The organism is Paenibacillus pectinilyticus (assembly GCF_001700435.1).
In the GTDB taxonomy this organism is placed as follows: Bacteria; Bacillota; Bacilli; order Paenibacillales; family NBRC-103111; genus Paenibacillus_E; species Paenibacillus_E pectinilyticus.
This window is the reverse complement of sequence record NZ_LYPC01000022.1, coordinates 45,150-64,903: the sequence shown is the minus strand read 5'-3', so window position 1 is coordinate 64,903 and position 19,754 is coordinate 45,150. Positions and strand designations below refer to the sequence as shown.

At 44.9% G+C, this 19,754-nt stretch carries 19 protein-coding genes; 3 read left to right on the top strand and 16 right to left on the bottom strand.

Going from position 1 to position 19,754, the window contains the following annotated elements:
• Positions 1 to 11: 11 nt before the first annotated feature.
• Entirely contained in the window at positions 12 to 893 is an 882-nt protein-coding gene (locus tag A8709_RS16590) for a LysR family transcriptional regulator (RefSeq protein ID WP_065853485.1), read from the bottom strand.
• Positions 894 to 1,010: 117 nt separating this feature from the next.
• On the opposite strand from A8709_RS16590, the gene A8709_RS16585 reads away from it, so the two are divergent.
• Complete coding sequence (locus A8709_RS16585; protein WP_065853484.1) at positions 1,011 to 1,751, top strand: SDR family NAD(P)-dependent oxidoreductase; 741 nt, start codon at positions 1,011 to 1,013, stop codon at positions 1,749 to 1,751.
• A gap of 199 nt (positions 1,752 to 1,950) precedes the next feature.
• Here the strand turns inward: A8709_RS16585 and A8709_RS16580 are convergent, their stop codons facing one another.
• From A8709_RS16580 to A8709_RS16520, 13 genes are all read right to left on the bottom strand, one after another.
• Positions 1,951 to 2,544, bottom strand: coding sequence for a YdeI/OmpD-associated family protein (locus A8709_RS16580; RefSeq protein WP_065853483.1), 594 nt, complete (start codon positions 2,542 to 2,544; stop codon positions 1,951 to 1,953).
• Between the two features lie 145 nt (positions 2,545 to 2,689).
• Positions 2,690 to 3,151, bottom strand: coding sequence for an SRPBCC family protein (locus A8709_RS16575; protein ID WP_084225023.1), 462 nt, complete (start codon positions 3,149 to 3,151; stop codon positions 2,690 to 2,692).
• The gene (locus tag A8709_RS16570) at positions 3,120 to 3,458 is read right to left on the bottom strand and encodes an ArsR/SmtB family transcription factor (RefSeq protein WP_065853482.1); all 339 of its coding nucleotides are present in this window, start codon (positions 3,456 to 3,458) and stop codon (positions 3,120 to 3,122) included. The genes A8709_RS16575 and A8709_RS16570 overlap by 32 nt, the downstream gene beginning before the upstream one ends.
• An 85-nt stretch (positions 3,459 to 3,543) precedes the next feature.
• Positions 3,544 to 4,356, bottom strand: coding sequence for a metallophosphoesterase (locus A8709_RS16565; RefSeq protein WP_084225021.1), 813 nt, complete (start codon positions 4,354 to 4,356; stop codon positions 3,544 to 3,546).
• Positions 4,357 to 4,471: 115 nt separating this feature from the next.
• Positions 4,472 to 4,675 (bottom strand): hypothetical protein, encoded by a 204-nt coding sequence (locus tag A8709_RS16560; protein ID WP_065853481.1) that lies wholly within the window; start codon positions 4,673 to 4,675, stop codon positions 4,472 to 4,474.
• Positions 4,662 to 5,000: an ArsR/SmtB family transcription factor gene (locus A8709_RS16555; protein WP_065853480.1), complete on the bottom strand. Its 339-nt coding sequence runs from the start codon at positions 4,998 to 5,000 to the stop codon at positions 4,662 to 4,664. The genes A8709_RS16560 and A8709_RS16555 overlap by 14 nt, the downstream gene beginning before the upstream one ends.
• Before the next feature lie 343 nt (positions 5,001 to 5,343).
• Positions 5,344 to 5,862, bottom strand: coding sequence for a GNAT family N-acetyltransferase (locus tag A8709_RS16550; protein WP_244163222.1), 519 nt, complete (start codon positions 5,860 to 5,862; stop codon positions 5,344 to 5,346).
• A gap of 66 nt (positions 5,863 to 5,928) precedes the next feature.
• Complete coding sequence (locus A8709_RS16545; protein WP_065853478.1) at positions 5,929 to 7,185, bottom strand: glycoside hydrolase 5 family protein; 1,257 nt, start codon at positions 7,183 to 7,185, stop codon at positions 5,929 to 5,931.
• A 15-nt stretch (positions 7,186 to 7,200) separates the two neighbouring features.
• Complete coding sequence (locus A8709_RS16540) at positions 7,201 to 8,340, bottom strand: response regulator transcription factor (protein WP_141692566.1); 1,140 nt, start codon at positions 8,338 to 8,340, stop codon at positions 7,201 to 7,203.
• The gene (locus A8709_RS16535) at positions 8,312 to 10,099 is read right to left on the bottom strand and encodes a cache domain-containing sensor histidine kinase (RefSeq protein ID WP_065853476.1); all 1,788 of its coding nucleotides are present in this window, start codon (positions 10,097 to 10,099) and stop codon (positions 8,312 to 8,314) included. Before A8709_RS16535 ends, A8709_RS16540 begins: the two co-directional genes overlap by 29 nt.
• Positions 10,100 to 10,204: 105 nt before the next feature.
• Positions 10,205 to 11,749, bottom strand: a complete 1,545-nt coding sequence (locus tag A8709_RS16530; protein ID WP_065853475.1) for an extracellular solute-binding protein — start codon at positions 11,747 to 11,749, stop codon at positions 10,205 to 10,207.
• 87 nt (positions 11,750 to 11,836) lie between these two features.
• On the bottom strand, positions 11,837 to 12,715 hold the full coding sequence (locus tag A8709_RS16525; RefSeq protein WP_065853474.1) for a carbohydrate ABC transporter permease: 879 nt from the start codon (positions 12,713 to 12,715) through the stop codon (positions 11,837 to 11,839).
• Between the two features lie 30 nt (positions 12,716 to 12,745).
• Positions 12,746 to 13,729: an ABC transporter permease gene (locus A8709_RS16520; RefSeq protein ID WP_244163221.1), complete on the bottom strand. Its 984-nt coding sequence runs from the start codon at positions 13,727 to 13,729 to the stop codon at positions 12,746 to 12,748.
• A gap of 307 nt (positions 13,730 to 14,036) precedes the next feature.
• Here A8709_RS16520 and A8709_RS16515 point away from each other — a divergent pair, with 307 nt between their 5' ends.
• Entirely contained in the window at positions 14,037 to 17,342 is a 3,306-nt protein-coding gene (locus A8709_RS16515) for a fibronectin type III domain-containing protein (RefSeq protein WP_065853473.1), read from the top strand.
• Positions 17,343 to 17,426: 84 nt separating this feature from the next.
• On the opposite strand, the gene A8709_RS16510 is transcribed toward A8709_RS16515, so the two are convergent.
• Positions 17,427 to 17,888, bottom strand: coding sequence for an SRPBCC family protein (locus A8709_RS16510; protein ID WP_065853472.1), 462 nt, complete (start codon positions 17,886 to 17,888; stop codon positions 17,427 to 17,429).
• Positions 17,889 to 18,017: 129 nt separating this feature from the next.
• A complete protein-coding gene (locus A8709_RS16505) occupies positions 18,018 to 18,368 on the bottom strand; it encodes a GTP cyclohydrolase I (protein WP_065853471.1) in 351 nt (116 codons plus the stop codon).
• 198 nt (positions 18,369 to 18,566) lie between these two features.
• On the opposite strand from A8709_RS16505, the gene A8709_RS16500 reads away from it, so the two are divergent.
• On the top strand, positions 18,567 to 19,751 hold the full coding sequence (locus A8709_RS16500) for a WD40/YVTN/BNR-like repeat-containing protein (RefSeq protein WP_065853470.1): 1,185 nt from the start codon (positions 18,567 to 18,569) through the stop codon (positions 19,749 to 19,751).
• Positions 19,752 to 19,754: the final 3 nt, after the last annotated feature.

Sequence of the window (19,754 nt, the reverse complement as noted above, 5' to 3'; positions counted from 1 at the left end):
CATGGATATCCTCAACTCAATTGTTGGAGCTCCTGCTTCAAATACTGATACAATTTGGCACTACTGAAACCTAGTGCTGCTGTCTTACTAACCAATCCCGTTAACATATCAATGGAAGTACCCCTGACAGGTATCGCCTTCGTCCCAAGTGGCATTGGGTCTAGGACAATTTCGGGCACGAGTGCGAATCCGAATCCTTTCGCGACATACGTTTTTAAAGCCGTCATACTGCCGATTTCCATGGTTTCTATCCCGATATGTCCGGATTCTTGCAGAATCATCTCCAGCTTTTTGCGATAGGGACACGTGGCAGCCGTTATGAGAAGTCGATGTCCTTCGAAATCGCTTGGCGCTAAATCTTCGAGCTCACTTAGCGGATGGTCCATAGGTACTAAAGCTACGAACTTTTCCGAAAAAAGAGGTTCAAAATGCAGTCCTGTACCGATCTCTGGTGCCGAGCAACAGGCGAAATCAATCTGCCCTTGCTGGATGGATTCGACTAGCGCAGATGTACTGGAAATCTCTAACGAAACCCGGATTCGCGGGTATTGCGTCATGAACATTTTGAGAACAAGCGGTAATCGTTCACTTGCCGTTGGCTCCGTTACCCCGAGTCGGACGGTCCCCGTCTCACCCATTTGCATATCAGCTAAATTCGACTGCAACTTCTCCATCCGTTGGATAATAGCTAGGCTTTCCTCATAAAATAGCCTGCCTGCTTCGGTTAATCGAATCTTTTTGCCGCGTTCTAGGAGTTGAATACCTAAATCGGCCTCAAGCTTCTGCATTTGCATCGTAACCGTTGATTGCGCATAATTCAATTCCTCTGCTGCTTGATGAAAACTGCCATGCTTCACGATCATGTGAAGGGATTTTAAGGTCTTGAGATCCATATTGAGCCTCACCTTGGTAAATTCAAAAATTTTGAATATCCTTTTCAATTAATTCAATTATACAGAATTCGAGATCACATTTACAATAAGACTATGTTCATAAAGGAGGAGATTGGAATGCTTTTACAAAATAAAGTCGCGCTCGTAACCGGAGGAGGAACTGGCATCGGCCGGTCCGTATCCTTGACCTTAGCGAAGCGAGGGGCTGTTGTTGCGGTTAACTATTCACGTTCTAAAGAAGATGCTGAGGAAACTGTACAACAGATTCGAGATGACGGCGGTCGTGCGATGGCCATCCAGGCCAATGTGTCTAATAATAGTGAGGTCATCGATATGGTAGCTGCGATTGCTGAGCAATTCGGCGCAATTGATGTCTTAGTCAATAATGCCAGCATCACGCATCATATTCCGCTTCCTGATCTGGATGGAGCAACGGATGACATTTGGGATGAATTATTCGAGGTCAATGTAAAGGGCATGTTTTATTGTGCGAGAGCCGTTGCACCTTTCATGCAAAAGAACGGCCAAGGCGCAATCGTCAATGTAGGCAGCATTGCAGGTATAACGGGCCAAGGATCTTCTCTCCCCTACGCCGTATCTAAGGCAGCCGTTCATGGGCTAACGAAATCACTAGCGCGTGCACTAGCTCCGCAAGTAAGAGTCAACTGTGTCGCGCCTGGCGCTGTGGCCACCCGATGGTGGGCCGGCAGAGAAGCGCAAATGCAGAAATTAGCGCCAAACCTGCTATTGAAGCAGATTTCAACACCTGAAGACATTGCCCAATTCATATGTGCGGCTTTGGAGCAAGAAGCCATGACAGGGCAGATCATCACGTTAGATAGTGGTCAGACGTTGTGAAGTATGGCAAATGAAAAACAACGCTTTCCGTCTTATGGACGAAAGCGTTGCTTATTACATAAGCATACCTAAAGGCTATCTTCATTATCTGAATTTCTTTCTCTACGTATCAGAAGTAATAAGAAACCAAGACCCGCAACTGCGAATGCTGCGAAAATACAACCAAAAATTAGCATGAAAAAATCCATATCCATGTCGTCTAATCATCTAATCCTTTTCCATTAAGAATGTGTTCCATGTATTTTTCAACCCTTGACACTCGTGTTTTGGATTGTTTAGGAGCTGCAAAGTGTAGCAGATACGCTCTTTGTCTTCCAGGCGTCAATGCTTCAAAAGCTGTTTTCAAGCCAGGGATTTCATCTAATTTCGTTTGAAATTCCTCAGGAATTGTGTATTCCGTGTTCTTTTTGAAACTCACTTCCAAACCAGCCTTTTCAACCTCAATGGCTTCATGAATATAGGCTTTCAAGATGCTTTCCATCGCAACGATTTCTTGAACATGGGTGAAACGAATTTGGCGCGCGGCTTGTACATTCTCCGTTTGTTGAATTAAGATACCATGCGCATCTTTTAACAAAGCACCTTTATGAAACAGAATCGCACAGTAATCTTTAAAACCATGGATTAAAAGGATGTTTTTCCCTTGAAATGTGTAACAAGGATGCATCCACTTAAAATCTTCGGTTAGCTCACAGTCAAGAACGATTTCTCTTAATTTCACATATTCGTCTTTCCACGTTTTTGCTTTATTTAGAAATCCATCAACTTTCGCATTCAATTTACTCACGGTCATCAACGAACACCTTTCTCCATCGCTTATTTCATAATTAAATTCATTACTTCAATTGTACTGTTTTTTTATGGATTGTACAGTTTGTGTACACAAACAAAAACCACCGCGTGATTCCGCGGCAGCTCCATTGTATCCTCTATACTAACTATTCCTGTATAACTTCCTGAGAAGAAGGATCATTTCCTTGATCTTCGCCTTGCGCAACTGCTTGGATACGTGACATAAAATGCGTCCAACCTTTTATATGCGAATCAACTTCGGACACAGGTAAACCAGAATGTGTGAGGACCAAAAGCGTCCCATTATCCTGTGGTGTCAGCAGAAACTCAAGCGTGCTTGAACCAGGTGGTACCATTTTGGATTTTTCCCAACCCCATGTCATCACGATTTTCTCATTAGGGATCAATTCTGTATATTCCCCCATCGCAATATTATTACCGTCAAGGTCGATGCGAAATTTCCCGCCTAGTTGTGTATCCAGCAACACATGATGCCCCATCCAACGGACTAATTTCTCAGGATCAGTGAAAAATGGGTACAAAGTTGCTGGTCTGCAGGCAATAAATATCTCTTTCTTAATCGTGTCGGTGCTTTGAATTGGCATCATTCTGTTTCCTTTCCTCCTCTTCAGCTGCTTCCTTCAGACGTAGCAAGCTGTCATCCCAGAAGCTCTCCATATACTGCATTAACTCAGCAAAACCTTCTCTCCTTATCCCATAGAATCGTTTCGTACCTGCTCGTCTTACAACAACGAGACCTGCTTCTTCTAATACTTTCAAATGCTGTGAAATGGCTGGTGCTGATACGTCAAAATGTGATGCAATTGCGCTTGAGGTCAGCTCCCCATCACGGACGAGGTGTAAAATATCTCTGCGTCTTGGTTCCGTTATCGCTTGAATGGCTTTATCGATCATGTTATTAATTTAGCATACACTTAATTAAGTGTCAACTTAATATAAGAAAATATAAAAAGCTTCCCAAGAGAATTCTCCTGAGAAGCTACATGCCAATTTCAAATACAGCAATTTCTGGCGGGCATGCCCATCGAAATGGCAGCCGAACCGTGCCTAATCCTCGGTTAATATAGAAGTGTCTGCGCTTATCCATCTGAAGCATTCCGACATGGTAGTTTCTATAGGCGCCAATCGTACGCCCCAATATCCGTATTTGGCCGCCATGTGTATGCCCCGTAAGCAACAAATCAAATGGAATTTGATTTTTCAAAGAGGATTTAATAATACTCGGGGAGTGAGCCAGCATGATAACAAAATCATAGCTTTGCAATTCCTCTGTACGTAAAGTTAAGCGCTCATTGCCATACAAGGAGTTATCAAAACCATATATCAAGATCTTCTTCTCGTCCTTAGTCGAAGGAAACCCGCTATTCGCTAAAACGGTGATGTTGCAATTTTGAATGGATGAAATAAGTTCGCCGTACTCTTGCTCGGTATATCGCCTTCTTCTGGCCACGCCTTCCAACACAACACGTTCATGATTCCCAGGTACAAAGAAGAGATTGGGACAGTCAATTCGGCTAAACGCCTTCAAAATCTTCCTCAATTGACCCCTTCTTGTGATCACATCACCTGTAATCAAAACATAATCTGGCTTCAATCGATTCACCATTCGACTTATGGAACCATTGATAAAATGAGTTCGACCATGCAGATCAGTAAGTTGAACGACTTTTATCTGCTGGTTATCTGAATTACCGAGCTGGAAGTGAGAAAATTGGACCCATAGCGTGCTATACACGAGGTAAATGACTACGAAAGTGATTAGGAATATCGTCACGATAATAAGGATCGTCATGATACACGCTTAATTTCAAGAGATTTCCCAAGGATAACGGTCCCCAAATATAGACGAAAATGTATCTTTTTATTACTAAGCTTCAAATTGGGCACCTCATTCATTTTTATCATCATCAATTAGCAGAGCCTGCAAAAGTGCAGTTACCAATATCAATAACTCTTGCTGCAAGTGTATTGATGCAAATATACATCTTTTTCACATGTTTTTCCAATTTAGAGTAGGAAATACACGGGAAGCCTGCACTTGCCCATTTCACATCCCCATAAACGTCAAAAAACCACGCACTGCGCGGTTTCTCAATCTCAATCCATGTCATCTAATTCCGCTTGTAACAATTCTTGCAACCTCGCTACGTTACTGATCCAGAATTTCCTATAAAACGCCAACCAGTCTTGAATTTCCTGGAGCGGCGCAGCTTGTAGACGAAACCGTGTTTCGCGTCCTACTTTACGGTCGGTCACGAGGCCAGCTTCCTTCAGGATTGTCAAATGCTTGGACACCGCGGTGCGCCCCATCTCGAAATGCAAGGTGATCTCATAGAGAGGCAATTCATCCGCTTCTGCTAAAAGATGTAAAAGCTTCCGCCGTGTTGGATCAGCAATCGCGTCATAGACATCTCGTATTGGACTCTTCTCGTTCAAAGTCACCTCTCCCGACTGTTCATTTCATATGGGACACCTATTGGTGTCTTATCATTATGCCGTGCTGTGAATGTCATGTCAAGTTTAGCCAGATGCTTCTAGCTCCTCGCCTGCACTTTCCCCATGCACATCTTGCTTCAAAAGCCTGCAGATTCGCAGGTATTACGCTATTTCCTTATAAAAGCTCCAAAATGCCTGCACATTTGCAGATATTCTTCACACACGCACCTAGAATTCGTTGCAAATCCAACAAAGTAGCCATTTCGACTCTTTCCACGCAAAAAGCTCCCCAATATCTGCAACCGTGCAGATATTGGGGAGCTTTTTCAGTTTGGCTTCCTACCTATTCCATCGCCGTATTCCGAAGCACCATATGGATATGATCCTCCCACACTCCGTGGATTTTCAAGTACTTCAGCGCTAGGCCTTCGTCGTAGAAGCCGAGCTTCTTCACAACCTTCATCGAAGCGGCGTTGCGTGGCATAATATTGGCTTCAATCCGATGTAGCTTCAGCTCATCGAAGGCATAAACTATCACGGCTTGGATTCCCTCGGTCATCAATCCCCGATTGAGAAATTCGCCATCAAGTCGATAACCCAGATGACAGGATTGAAACGCGCCGCGTACAATATTACTTAGTGCGATAGAGCCGATTATTTGATCGTCATATAGCATCCACGCTTTAAACAACAACCCATCCTCGGACAGTTTCGACTCTTTCACTAATAATTCCGCCTGGAACTCCGCAGTGAAATAACTTTCATCCCGTTCCGGTTCCCATTGCCCCAGAAAGTCATGATTGCGACTAAAATAATCCACTACCAAATCGCAAGAGGATGAATCTAGCTGAACTAATGACATACGATTTGTCTTACAAATGACTTTCATATTCTTCTCCTTACGTGAGTTCTATTCCGTTATGAACTTCTACTCCTGAAGCTTCATGGCATTCAGTTCCAAGTGTACTTTTTTCACAGTATCTGCGAACTCTTGCCAAACGTTATCCTCGCGATCAAAAAGCCCATAATTACCGATGAGCCCATTGCGGGCCGTGTAATCGTATAGCGCGAACCAATGCGTGCCAACCAGATACGGCAGTTCAGCCGCACGTGTCACGAACGCCCGATAGCATTCCCCTCGCCGCGCTTGATTACGCACTAACACCTTCTGTGCTCCATTCGTCACGAGGTCAAACCCGGCTTCTTTCCCCGCACAAAAGCTGAATTCGGTGATCATCACCGGCTTTCCAGCGATTTCTGACATGCGTCCCAGCCAACGCTCCGGCAAATCAAAGCTATAGAAATTGAAGGAAAGAACGTCGACATAATCCTTCATCGCCTCAAAAATAACCTCCGGTGTGCTTGTACCGACCATTCGGCAGCCCAGAATGAGATGATCAGCATCATACATTCGTAGAATCCCCGTCGTTGTCTGAAAATACGTATCTGCGATTTCACGCAAAAAGAGACATTTATCCTCATTGAACTTATCTTTCTGGGTTCGCAATTCCTTCAGCCACAAGAGATCATCGAATGCTGTATATTCGGCATCCCACGCTTCATTCAATCGTTCAATGGTACCATAACGCGTTTCCAAATGGCGAACCCATGCCTTCTTCCCTGAGGCATCAGCAGATAGGCGAATAAAATCATCGACTAGCCCTGTCCCGTTCATGCCGTCGCCGGGATCATTATCGCCCCATTGCCCGCCGCTTCCCCACCAATGTAGCTCATTGTCCGTAAAAAAGCCAATAACCGTCGGATCATGAATGAGATCCCCGCCTCGGTTATGCAGAATCTCGACAGCAGCCTTATGCGCGGAAGCTGCAAAAGACGCATCAAACACATCTGGGAAGCCATATCCGCCTCCCCAGCCATTATTCACCATTTTCGCGTAGCGCGACATGCGGATTTCAACGGTCTTAGGTACGGTGCAGTCCCAATAATAGGGGAAATGCCAAGCAGCAAGTGTGTTAAAACCATGCTCCTGTAGAAAGGCCAACTTCTCATCTGCCCATCGAATAAACCAACCAGGACCACCATACTTGTCAGATAACAAGGGTTCCATCGGCTCCCCGATGTCGTAATTGACACAATTTACCCCCAAGGAATAGAAGGGATTCCCTTCCCCATCTTGTAACATCCAACGATCACCTAACCGAGTTGTCCGATAGAATTGGGTCATTCAAATCTTCCTCTCTTAGACCGGCGGCTCTAGCGCTGGCTTGATTTCCATTCGTTTTTTATATTCGAGGGGACTGCAGCCGTAATGCTCTTTAAACAATTTCGAGAAATACACGATATTCTCATAACCAATATCCGCCGATATTTCATAAATCTTCTTCGAAGTCGTCATGAGCAGTTCCTTCGCTTTGCGCAATCGCATCGCAATGAGATAATCCCATACCGTTATACCTGTCTCATGCTTAAACAATCCCGCCATGTAAGTTCGACTTATATTCGCATAGTCCGCGATATCTTGTAAGCTCACTTTTTCTGCATAATGCTCTTCCAGATAATGTTTAATGTCATTAATTACCTTGCGTGTGGGATTCTCTTTCGCTGATTTCACCATCTGGTATAGCCGAAGTGAGCCCTCTTCCAGCTTCTTCACGGCGCACAAGCGGTAGTAGCTTCGCACCTTATCCATGGTGAGCATCTTCTCGCCTAATTCGGCGTCATCTGTGATATCCAATTGAATTTGAAATTTCTCTGTTCGAAATTCCTCACACACCATATCCACCCAAGCTGTCGCTAGCTGGTCCAGTAAATAATACGCATCCCCTACCCAAGATTGCAGCATTTCTAGCGTATCAATGACGAGCGTAGGCATCGAATCATATTTGATCATGTGGATTTCCCCGACCCATTGTTCCATCAATCGTCGGTGACTGGGCAGCTTTTTGAGCAGGATTTGAAAGGCAAGATGATAACGAGCTGTGTTGGTTTTGTGCGCGGCTTTCATGAGGGCATCTTGTAACAAAGAGGTTTCAACCGGCTTTAGCAAGTAATCCAGAGCACCAATTTGAATGCTCTCTTTCGCATAATAGAAGTCATCGTAACTCGAAATCACAATACTGGCCATCCACGGAAATCGCTCATTGATTTGCTTCATTAACTCAAGCCCGTTCATCAGAGGCATGCGAACATCCGTGATACAAATGTCGGCATAATGTGTCTCCAACCATTCTAGCGCTAGTTGTCCATTCGATGCCGTATCCGAAACGATCATGGTGTCAATCTCATTCACTTTCTTTTCGAGACTAGAACGGATCCACATCTCATCATCGACAATGAGCACACGATACAAGTTAATCACCTCGTTTACGATTATAGGCAAGAGGGAAAGTAAGCGTTACCAATGCACCGCCACCTGGTTCATTCGCGATACCGATACCTGATAAACCATCCGGATAATACATATTCAGCCGATAATGAACATTTAATAGTCCAACCTGTACCAGCTCATTATACTTACTCCATGTGTCCGATCCCTTCATTTTCCGCTGTAATTCTGCCAGCTTAGCATCCGTGAAACCTATACCGTTATCTGAAACGGTAATAAAGATTCGACTTGACGATAGTTTCCCTACGCGAATATCCAGATGAATCGGTTTTCCAGTACGTTCAATCCCATGTTTAATACTATTTTCCACCATGGGCTGTAGGATGGCTTTGAGGCAATCCGCATCTGCGCAGGCGGGGTCAATCTCAATCTGATATGTCACTTCGTTCGTAAATCGAATCGCAATAATCTGCAAATAATCGGTCAAATGCCTAATTTCATCCTCAACGGATACAATTTCACTCGTATAGCTGGAGGTGTAACGCAGCATCCGGGACAAGGCGACAGCCATATTCTCGATCTCACGTTGGCCTGCCAAGTCCGCAAGCGAATGAATCGTCGCGAGTGTATTGTATAAGAAGTGCGAATTAATTTGGGATTGTAAGGCTGATAAGATGGCCCTCTGCTGGCTCAACTTAGAATCGGTCAACTGCTGAATCGAGCCCTCGAGCTGGTTTAACATGCGATTATAGGCAAGCCCTACATCCGCTACTTCATCCATCCCAGAGACTTCAACTTGCAAGTCGAATCTGCCCAATTGTGTTTTCTTGATGATATTTCGCATGGTAGTCAAGCGTTTCGTAATCGAGGTTGTGACGCCTATGACAAGTACCACTGAAACGAACAATCCTAGTAAAGCGATTAAAATAGTAACTAAGCGAACCTTATCAATGCTTCCTGCGACATCATGGTAGGGCACAATGGCGAGCGTCTTCCAATGTGTCAATGGAATCGTTTCGAAGATAATCATTTCATCCGTCTTTTTATGAAAAATAAAACCCGAATCCGCAGATTTGATACTCTCTACAATATCTTCATCCAACTTCGAACCGATCATAGCCCCCTCGGGATGAACCAGAATATTTCCATCATCATCACTAATAACACCAATTTGCCTCGCTCCTATATGGATTTCGGATAGGATTTTCTGGGCAGTATTGAGCGAAATATCCATTTTCAAATAACCATCGTCACCGAAACGTTTGGCCATTGTCATGACATGCAGTGGTTGGATGGTACCGTCGGGATTCAAATAATGCTTACTCGTGTCGACATGAATGTAAAATTTGCCTGTATCTACGATACTCGGCAGCCACGGTTCTGCTTTCAAATCATAATCCTTATCCAGATCATACACAGGCGCATAGTTGTATTGCACACCTTTGTTGGAGAATAGTGTGATCGACATAATCTCCGGATGCTGCTCGAGGAAGGCATCCATGTTATTACTGCGCATGCTATAGTAGGCCATAACCAGCTCTAATTTATCATCGCTGTCGTAATGCAGCCAATTGCGAAATTCCTTGCTTGAGCCTATGATGAGAAGCTCCTGTTCATACTCGTTATAGTAACGGTTCAAATTGAGGTTCGCTTGCCGCAGCACTTGCCTGCTAAACCTCTCCACATCGGCCCGAATCGTCTTCGATGTTTCGTAATAGCTAAAATAACCGATCGAAGCAACAATTACGACGATGATCGCCGTAATAATGGAAATCAACTTCCACTTCAACGAACGTCGAACATAGTGAAACATGAACCCACCCTCCGGTCGAACGAGTATGATGGACGATATCTCCATCATACTCCATCTCCGAATCAGCAACCAGTGAAACGTTTACATACAATTAACAATTTCTTCCTATTTCTTACGATTCTGATTGTACCAATCTGTACGGTCTTTCATGAGGTCATCCCCACCCTGCTTCTTCCAAGAAGCAACGAAGGTATCCCAGGAATCGATTGGGGAATTACCTAAGATAATTTTGGCGGCAGCCTCTTGGAACATCGTGCCCATATTGCGATCATTGGCAATTGGCGGCATACCGACAGCTTCATTAGGGAAGCCTTCCTTGGCTACGATATCGTTGGCAACTTTGATTTTTGCGAATGCTTCTGGCGTTGTACCGGCCTTGAGGACCGTTTCGTTATAACCCGTCATTTGAAAGATATCACTCAAGAACTGAATATCCTTCTGACGATTCGGATCAAACACGATATTGCCACTGCCGTCTTTCTTATACGTATCGCCTTCGATACCCAAGCCGGTAAAGATCTGACCTTCATCACTCATGAGCCAATCGAGGTATTTGATAATGGCTACCGGATCTTTTGCGCTTTTGAACAAAATAAACGTCTTATTCACCGGATTCCACTTGGTACCTACAGGCCCTGAATACCCTGCTCCGACAGGTGTCGGAATGGCGATAACGTTCACCTGTTCCGCTTTGTCTCCAGCCGCAACGTCTTGCTGCCATTGCTGTGCCAAGGACGGTGCATGATTCCACATGCCGACCAGCCCTGACTTGATCTTCTGCTCTTCAACTGCCTTGGAATTCGTCAGGAATTCCGAGTCCAGCAACTTTTCTTTGTACAGGGTATTCATAAAGCCCAGCGCCGTTTTCATGTTTGGTTGAATATTAGCAAATTGGACTTGGTTATTGACGTACATTTCGTGCCACTGGGTGTTTACCCCCCACATGCCGAACAGATTCTCACCCCAGGAAATCATTTCCCGCATGGTGAACGGAATCTCATCCTTTTTTCCATTCCCATTGGGATCATTATCTCGGAACGCTCGTAACACGGTCAATAATTCATCCGACGTCTTAGGTACTTGAAGACCGAGCTTATCAAGCCAATCCTTCCGAATATACAGGACGCTGCCTGAGAGTGGATTCGGTTGTGGCACTGCGAGTATTTTACCGTTCACCGTAACAGCGTCCCATGAAGCTTGCGGAATGTATTTCTTCAGGTTCGGACCATATTTATCAATGAGGTCGTTTAATTCAAGTATTTTGCCACTCGCGATAAGATCGGCTTCAGGGCCTGACCAGGATTGGTAGACGTCAGGGAAATCGCCGGATGCGAATTTTAACTTGAGCTGATCTGGATACTGCGCATGCGGTAAGAAGGAGATGTTCAGATCGGTATTCGTCTTCTGTTCCATATACGTAACGAAGGTGCTTTTCATATCAGGAGCCGGTTTGCCGTAATCAGAACTGAACATTTTGATTGAGACTGGTTTCGCTGGTGTTGGGGCAACGGAGGCCGTTGCTGTCGCCACTGCTGTTGACGGTGCTGGTGTCGCCGATTCTTTGTCTGTTTGATTGCCCGACGTGCAACCCGCCACTAGCATGACGGACGCTAATGCTAACCCCGACCAAGCTCTCTTGTTCTTTCTCATGGTTGGTAACCTCCCTATAGTACAAGCTATGATAAATGCCATTGGCATCATACCCAATTTCGGTTTACTTTTCTGTTGAAGATGATTCTACTCTTTAATAGAACCGATCATCGCACCTCGGATAAAATGTTTCTGAAGGAACGGATATACGATAAGAATTGGAACGGTCGCGACTATAATCGTCGCCATTTGTAAGCCTTGCGGCGATACATCCATCGTCGTTTCGATCACCTTGGACATCGCTTCGTTCATGTTGAATTGGGCAATCACGTAATACAGATACAACTGAAGAGGATGTAAAGCCGCATTGTTGATGTAGAGAAGCGCCGTATAGTAATTGTTCCAATTGCCTACGGCATAGAACAACAGCAGGGTCACCATTATCGGCATGGAAAGTGGAATTACAATCCGGAATAAGATTGTAAACTCCCCTACGCCGTCGACTCGCGCTGCCTCAAATAATGGCTCCGGCAAGGAGCGAAAAAAGGTGATTCCGATAAGCAAATTGAATGCGCTCAAAGCCAGAGGAATGATCATCGCCCATACGGAGTTGATGAGTCCGAATTGTTTGACCACCAAATAGGTAGGAATCATCGGAGGCTGGAAAATCATTGTAAATAAAACACCGATCAATACGACTTTTCGTCCTCGTAAATAGGACTTCGACAACGGGTATGCCGTTAACACTGTCATCGCCAGATTGATGAATGTTCCGACAGTCACGATAAATAGTGAAATACCGAAGGCATGCCAGAACTTTGCATTGCCAAGCACAGTCCGGTAATTATCAAAGTTCATGTCGACAGGCCACAGTCGAACTTCCGCATGAATCATGGCATCTGTCGAGCTTAATGAGCTGGCTAATACATTCAGGAGCGGAATAATCATCAGTAGACAGGCCAGTGAAAGAACCGCCACATTACAACGATCGAACCAAATTTCACCTTGCGTGCGCCGGATCCGCATGGATCCACCTCCTTTTTACAACAACATCTCTTAGTACAAGCTTTCTCCCGTTGTTACACGACTCACGCGATTCGCAACAAGCAGGAAAAGGAATCCGATCACTGATTTGAACAATCCAATTGCGGTTGTAAAGCTATATTGACTATGAATAACCCCTTCACGGAAAGCGTACGTATCGATAACGTCGCCTGTCTCAAATGAAATTGGATTGAGAAATATATAGATCTCCTCGAAGCCTACATCCAGAATATGGCCGACTCTTAGTAAGAGTAATAACATAACCGTGGGCAGCAAACCCGGCATGGTGATATACCGCAGCTGATGCCATCGATTCGCACCATCAATGCGTGCTGATTCATATAAGGATGGACTAATGCCAGCCAAAGCAGCTAGGAACAAGATGGCATTCCACCCCATCTCCTTCCAAACACCCGCCGAAATGATGATCGTGCGAAAGTATTCTGGTTTTTGGAGGAAGGCTATGGGCTCATAATCGAACATTCGGACAATTTGATTGATTAATCCGATTTGGGGTGACAGCAGCATGTAGCCGAGACCCCCAATGATTACCCAGGATAAGAAATGCGGCATGTAAACGATCGTTTGTACCACTCTTTTAACGACCATTTGGCGTAATTCGTTCAGTAAAAGTGCAAGGATGATAGGAGCAGGAAATGAAAAAACGAGTTGATATACCGAAATTATGATGGTGTTGCGGAGCAACCGAGTGAATTGTGGGTACGTAAAGAACTGGTCAAACCATTTGAAGCCCACCCACTTGCTATGAAAGATACCGCTAAAAATGTTGTAATCTTGAAACGCAATCACACTGCCGAATAAGGGAACATATTTGAAAATGATGAAATAGACAACGCCAGGAAGAAGCATAAGGTATAGTGCTTTATGTCTGAGGACAAATTGTAAGAAGGAAATGGGCTTACGAATCGTATGCGCTTTCATATCTGCCCCACTCGGGGCTTCGTTAGCTAATCTTGAGGGATCATGAACTATCATCGCGTCTCTCCTCTCGTTCTCTATTACCAATATAAAGGGGCTGCGAAGCCAAAACAATGTGACGATATAAGGATTTATAGTGCAATGTTATGATTTTGAAAATCGTGTTACAACGTCTTCATAACATAATACTGTAAAAACGAATATGCTCTCCTTGTTTTGCTGGAAGGACCCTTATATATTGAGAATGCGGGCACAACTGTATAGACGCACTTTCAATCGAGTAAAGTTTCGCAATGAACGCGCCTGAAGGAGGTGAATCATTCGTCTTTATTAGAATCCAATTTGGGGAAGGAAGCGGCGTTCTATGAGAAAATCTATTTTATTTTCCACCATGACATGTCTGTTTATGATGATCGTGATTGGCAGCTTCTTTGTATCTAATCACGATGCTTCTGCATTGGGTACCAAGCTCACTCTTACACCTGCAATGGTTACGAATGAAACCGGCTATGGCGATGCCACGATGCTTGTTGATGAACAAACGACAGCAGGAGACCCTATGAACGGTACCGGCGGATCGCCCACAACCTATTGGGACCCCGGCTTCCAAACCGGTCATACACCTGCTTATGCGTATATTGACCTCGGGCAATCCTACAACCTCACCGCTATTTACTTACGTGATTATACGAACAGTGGCGATTTCATCGTCTACGCAGGCAGTCCGGGAAGCTGGACACAGCTCTTTACAGATCCATTGAGCACGTATCCAACTTGGAATGCGCATACTGTCAGTGTTCAAACGCGTTATGTACGGTTTCAGAAAACATCTGCTACGGCTAATGTATCCGAAGTCGTTATTTACGGAACGCAAGCCAGTGATACGACGGCCCCTGCAGCTATTTCTAATTTGGCGGTTGGTTCTCCGACAAGCTCGTCCCTCGCTTTATCTTGGACAGCACCAGGAGATGATGGAAATACGGGAACTGCCACATCTTACGATATTCGCTACAGCACTTCCTTCATTACTAGCGCAAATTGGAGCAGTGCTACACCTGTCAGCGGCGAGCCCTCTCCTGCTGCAGCCGGAACCGCCCAGTCCATGACGGTCAGCGGCTTGTCCGCTAGTACAACGTATTACTTTGCGATGAAAACCAATGATGAAGTGCCGAATGTCTCTGGTCTTTCAAATGTGAGCAGTGGCACGACATCTGGTACTGCGACAAGCCAGAAACTAACATTAACCACGTCGATGGTCACAAATGAAAGCGGTTACGGTGATGCGACGATGCTCGTCGATGAGCAAGTCATTGCTGGAGACCCGTTAAATGGCACCGGTGGATCGCCGACGACCTATTGGGATCCTGGCTTCCAAACGGGTCATACGCCTGCATTTGCCTATATTGACTTGGGGCAATCGTATAATCTCACTTCCATTTATCTCCGTGATTATACGAATAGCGGTGATTTTATCGTATATACGGGCAGTCCTGGCAGTTGGACTCAGCTGTTTACAGATCCTCTGACGAGCTATCCGACTTGGAATCCACATACTGTGAGCACACAAACACGCTATGTGCGATTCCAGAAAACATCGCCAACAGCGAATACATCAGAAATCGTGCTCTATGGTACACAAGCATCCTCAGGCAGCGATACGACAGCACCAAGTGCTATTAGCAATTTGGCAGCCGCGTCACCGACGAGTTCATCCCTCTCCTTATCCTGGACAGCACCGGGTGATGATGGAACGACAGGAACTGCTGCATCCTACGATATCCGCTATAGTACATCCACAATAACAAGTGCGAATTGGGCTAGTGCAACGCAAATAAGCGGTGAACCTGCACCATCTGCTGCTGGCACCTCCCAATCGATGACAGTGGGCGGATTGTCCGCTTCCACGACGTACTATTTCGCTATCAAAACGAGTGATGAAGCGAGTAACATATCCAGTTTATCTAATGTAGCAAATGCAACAACAAGCAGCAGCGGTTCGTCTACACTCCCGGTAATCACCAATTTGCACGATAGCCGCACAGTGGCCAACCGTTTCTACGTGACACTAAGCTGGACAGCGCCTGCCTATGATGGCACGATCAGCACAAGTGCGACTGCGACGCCGTTCGATCTGCGCTACAGCACATCGCCGATTACTGAAGCGAATTGGAACAATGCGACACAAGCGCCATTCGAGCCTTTACTCGTCCAAACCTCGGACTTTGGCACAACGAAAAGCATGGCCGTAAGTGGGTTGTCCGCGGGAACAAGTTACTATTTTGCAATGAAAACGATAGATAATGCGGGTCATTCTTCAGCGATTTCAAATGTGGTAAATGCCAGCACAACCTCTACATTCTCATGTACGTATTCGATTCCGCAAGGCGTAGCCACCATGTATTACGGTACGTCTGGCACGAATGACAATTCGAATATTTATTTGAATGCGCAGCCAGGAGATGTTGTTTGTTTGACCGCAGGAAATTATGGGTTGATCAAATTAAGCAATTTCACCGGAACGAATGATAACCCGATCATCTTTATTAATTCAGGTGGTCTTGCTAATTTCCAAAGCACAGGCTCCTACGGATTCAAGATTCTTGGCTCCTCTTTCTTCCGATTAACAGGCAGCGGCAGCGCAAGTTATGCCAAAGGAATTAAGATCGGCGCCTTAACTACGGGGGCTCCTGCTCTGACCATTGCTGGTTACAGCACGAATTATGAGGTCGATCATTTGGAAATCGACAATGCCAATTCAAGTGGTTCCCAAGGCATCGCGCTCAAAACCGATCCAGATTCCTGCGGTTTTGTGGACCGAAACTATTTTACCCAGATGAACACGAGTGTCCATGACAATTATATCCATAACACGGGAGTGGAAGGGATCTATATCGGTGGTTCTCACTATTCAACTTCCTTTCCAATCGGGATGGCATGTGACGGAAACTCCTCCGACGGTCTGGAAACACTTTACGAGCATTCTTTACATGGCGTACGTGTGTACAATAACGTAACAGATTCCACTGGTTGGGACGGGATTCAAGTGGGTTCCGCTACTTACGATGTGGAAATTCATCACAATACGGTTACCAATTACGCTACATTAAACGCCACAGATCAACGTTCTGGTATTCAAATTAATCCAGGAACAACCGGCAAATTGTACAATAACTGGATTGATGAAGGAACAGCAGGACACGGGCAAGGAATTAATAACCAGTCACGCGGGAATCAAGTTATTTTCAACAATGTCATCCTTCATACAGATTACCAAGGCATTTATAGCAAAGATATGTACGATGCGACGAATCCAGCCTATGACCATTCCCCTATTTACATTGTGAACAATACGTTCATCAACCCAGGTTCTTATGCGCTTCAATTTGATAATGTGCAGAATTATGGCAGTCTATTTGGCAACAATATTGTGATCAAAAGCAGCAGCAACCCTAACCCCTATGTGAACCCTGGCTCCACGATTACAGAAGTGACGAACTTAGAAAGTACGAACATAGCAGACGCTCATTTTGTTAATGCAGGAGCAAATAATTACCATCTATCTGTCGATTTATCAGGTACCGATATGAGCATTTACGGGGTGACAACGGATTATGACGGCGTTGCTCGTCCCAATGGGAGTACGTACGATATTGGAGCGTATGAACATTAAGTAAGACAACAAAGAAACCGTTCCTTACTAAAATGGATGTACGACCTACCATTTTATAAGAAGACGGTTTCTTTGTTCATAAACTCAAGCTTTGATATGCGCGTAGGGTGCCTTGTCCAATACCAGATTCAACTGGACGCCTGTCTCCAAATAAGCCTTACATCCACAAAGCACAATCGTGAAGCCTTCTGTTGAATCCAGTGCTTGCTTAACCATTTCATCAGCTGTGCCTGAGAACCCCGTGTTCGTGATGGTCACGAATGTTTCGTTCTCATCATAGGAATCGAACGTCCATTCGACCAATGTACCATAATGGATTAGGATTCGTTTATTGACTTCGATTTCTTTGACATCAACTTCCGCGGAAGCACCATACATCTGCCACTCCCATTTCACGCGCTTGCCAGCTTCTAAACGTCCACTTCCTTGCGTAAACCAGAACTTCGTCGTAATCTCAGGATTGATAAATGCTTCAAATACTTCCTGAACAGGTTTTCTAATCATCATTTCTACCTTCACGATAGGTTCTTGCGTCAGATTACCCATAATCATCTCTACATTCGATAGCCCTATTTGACTATTATCATAGCACAGAAAATATCGCCAAACCAATAAAAGCAGTTCACCAAGGCTCTCCCTCAGGTAACTGCTTTACATACATAGATCACTTATCCCCTAGGCAAAATGATGTCCACATGAAGAGCAAAACTTCGTATCCGCGACAACGACTTTGCCACAAACACATTCTTTCTCATTACGGACTTCGGTAATTTTCAGTTCAATTTCACTTATTTCTTCCTTAATTTGCGTAATTCCTTGGCAATAATCCGTTACATTTGCTTCTACACGTGAGAAATCACTAGCTAGAGAAGACGTATACACCGATTCACCGATTAACTTATAAATTTTATCAATCTCTCTTTCTTTGGATGAAATCTGAGTTTTCAATCTGGTGATTTCTACCGTTTGCTGTGCCTTTTTGGCCGCATCCGATGCGCCTTGTTTTACTTTATCAAAAAATGACATAAGCCTTGTTCACTCCCCCGAACCTTTATTTTATTCGCTTCCTATCGAATCATATGCGATGTTGTCGGAAAGTAATACCGTTCCAGAACAAGCTAGACAGACTTCTTTTGCAAAAAAATGAGGCGAATGAAATGAACAATTTACAGGCTAAACTGTCTAATTGGTAAAAGCTGTTTCATCCCAGAAGGAGTTGATCGTATGCTCTTAAAACGCGCTGCTTGTCTGCTTCTAGGAATCATGCTCCTACTATCCGGTTGTCAACATTCGAATAGGACTCAAGAGACTGAACAACCTGCCCAAACCACACTAAGTCCTGCTCCCTCAATCATACCACCAACTCCCGCAATTCGTCTGCTAAAAAATGTGCGCAGCGTTCAGATGATGGATGCGATGCATGGATGGGTATTTACCGAAACCTCCATCCTTCGGACAGATGATGGTGCACTCACGTGGAAGAATGTAACACCGCAAAATGACGGGATGACTGCGGATATGCGACTGGAAGGTAATGTTCCACAAGCGTCGTTTATACAACCAAATGTCGCTATCCTCGCTGTTCCTCAACTAAACAACGGAACCATCCTGCTTTTCAGGACCCAAGATGAGGGGCAATCTTGGACGAAAACGGAGGTGAAAAGCACTAGATTCCCTGACGGTACACCAACTGTCACTGATTTTTCTTTTACGGATATCAACACAGGTTGGATGCTTATCTCCTATGGTTCTGCTATGGGATCCGAATCTGTCGAGATTTTCCATACGAACGATGGCAGTGCAAACTGGCAATCCGTCGGCGTTACTGTTGACCCTTCGCACCCCGATCAACCAGAAGCTCTCCCTTTCACTGGCATTAAGAATGGGCTGTCCTTTCATAGTTTGCAAGATGGCTGGATCTCCGGTTTCTGGCATGGAGATGGCATCTGGTTATATGCAACCCACGATGGGGGTTCGAAATGGACAGATCAGCCCATCCAAGCACCTGAAGGCATATCTGTGGACGGTGGAGCTGTGACAACTTACCCCCCACAATTTTTCGCCAATCAAAAAGGGATCCTGCCCATTCAATTCAGTTTAACTACGCTGATCTTCTATGTTTCACAGGATGGCGGCGCATCTTGGCAAGCGACGACACCACTTCGTTCAACCACTGATGAACCCTTCGTCTGGTCATTTGCAGATTCCGTTCACGGCTTCGCGACGGATGGGAACGAACTCTTCTATACGTCCGATGGCGCAAAAACATGGGATACAGTCCCTCATTCCATTTCATACAAAGGGACCCTTGGGCTCAATTTTATCACTAGTCAAAACGGGTACGCTTATGGATCTGATTGGATGAAGAAAACGATGGATGGGGGCTTTTCATGGCAGGAAGTGGAGTGAGTC

Coding starts and splice junctions, on each gene's coding strand:
- A8709_RS16520 (WP_244163221.1), bottom strand. CDS start 13,729: ATGATAGTTCATGATCCCTCAAGATTAGCTAACGAAGCCCCGAGTGGG.
- A8709_RS16525 (WP_065853474.1), bottom strand. CDS start 12,715: ATGCGGATCCGGCGCACGCAAGGTGAAATTTGGTTCGATCGTTGTAAT.
- A8709_RS16535 (WP_065853476.1), bottom strand. CDS start 10,099: ATGTTTCACTATGTTCGACGTTCGTTGAAGTGGAAGTTGATTTCCATT.
- A8709_RS16545 (WP_065853478.1), bottom strand. CDS start 7,185: ATGACCCAATTCTATCGGACAACTCGGTTAGGTGATCGTTGGATGTTA.
- A8709_RS16560 (WP_065853481.1), bottom strand. CDS start 4,675: ATGACATGGATTGAGATTGAGAAACCGCGCAGTGCGTGGTTTTTTGAC.
- A8709_RS16510 (WP_065853472.1), bottom strand. CDS start 17,888: ATGGGTAATCTGACGCAAGAACCTATCGTGAAGGTAGAAATGATGATT.
- A8709_RS16500 (WP_065853470.1), top strand. CDS start 18,567: ATGCTCTTAAAACGCGCTGCTTGTCTGCTTCTAGGAATCATGCTCCTA.
- A8709_RS16570 (WP_065853482.1), bottom strand. CDS start 3,458: ATGATCGATAAAGCCATTCAAGCGATAACGGAACCAAGACGCAGAGAT.
- A8709_RS16530 (WP_065853475.1), bottom strand. CDS start 11,749: ATGAGAAAGAACAAGAGAGCTTGGTCGGGGTTAGCATTAGCGTCCGTC.
- A8709_RS16505 (WP_065853471.1), bottom strand. CDS start 18,368: ATGTCATTTTTTGATAAAGTAAAACAAGGCGCATCGGATGCGGCCAAA.
- A8709_RS16565 (WP_084225021.1), bottom strand. CDS start 4,356: ATGACGATCCTTATTATCGTGACGATATTCCTAATCACTTTCGTAGTC.
- A8709_RS16585 (WP_065853484.1), top strand. CDS start 1,011: ATGCTTTTACAAAATAAAGTCGCGCTCGTAACCGGAGGAGGAACTGGC.
- A8709_RS16580 (WP_065853483.1), bottom strand. CDS start 2,544: ATGACCGTGAGTAAATTGAATGCGAAAGTTGATGGATTTCTAAATAAA.
- A8709_RS16575 (WP_084225023.1), bottom strand. CDS start 3,151: ATGATGCCAATTCAAAGCACCGACACGATTAAGAAAGAGATATTTATT.
- A8709_RS16550 (WP_244163222.1), bottom strand. CDS start 5,862: ATGTCATTAGTTCAGCTAGATTCATCCTCTTGCGATTTGGTAGTGGAT.
- A8709_RS16590 (WP_065853485.1), bottom strand. CDS start 893: ATGGATCTCAAGACCTTAAAATCCCTTCACATGATCGTGAAGCATGGC.
- A8709_RS16515 (WP_065853473.1), top strand. CDS start 14,037: ATGAGAAAATCTATTTTATTTTCCACCATGACATGTCTGTTTATGATG.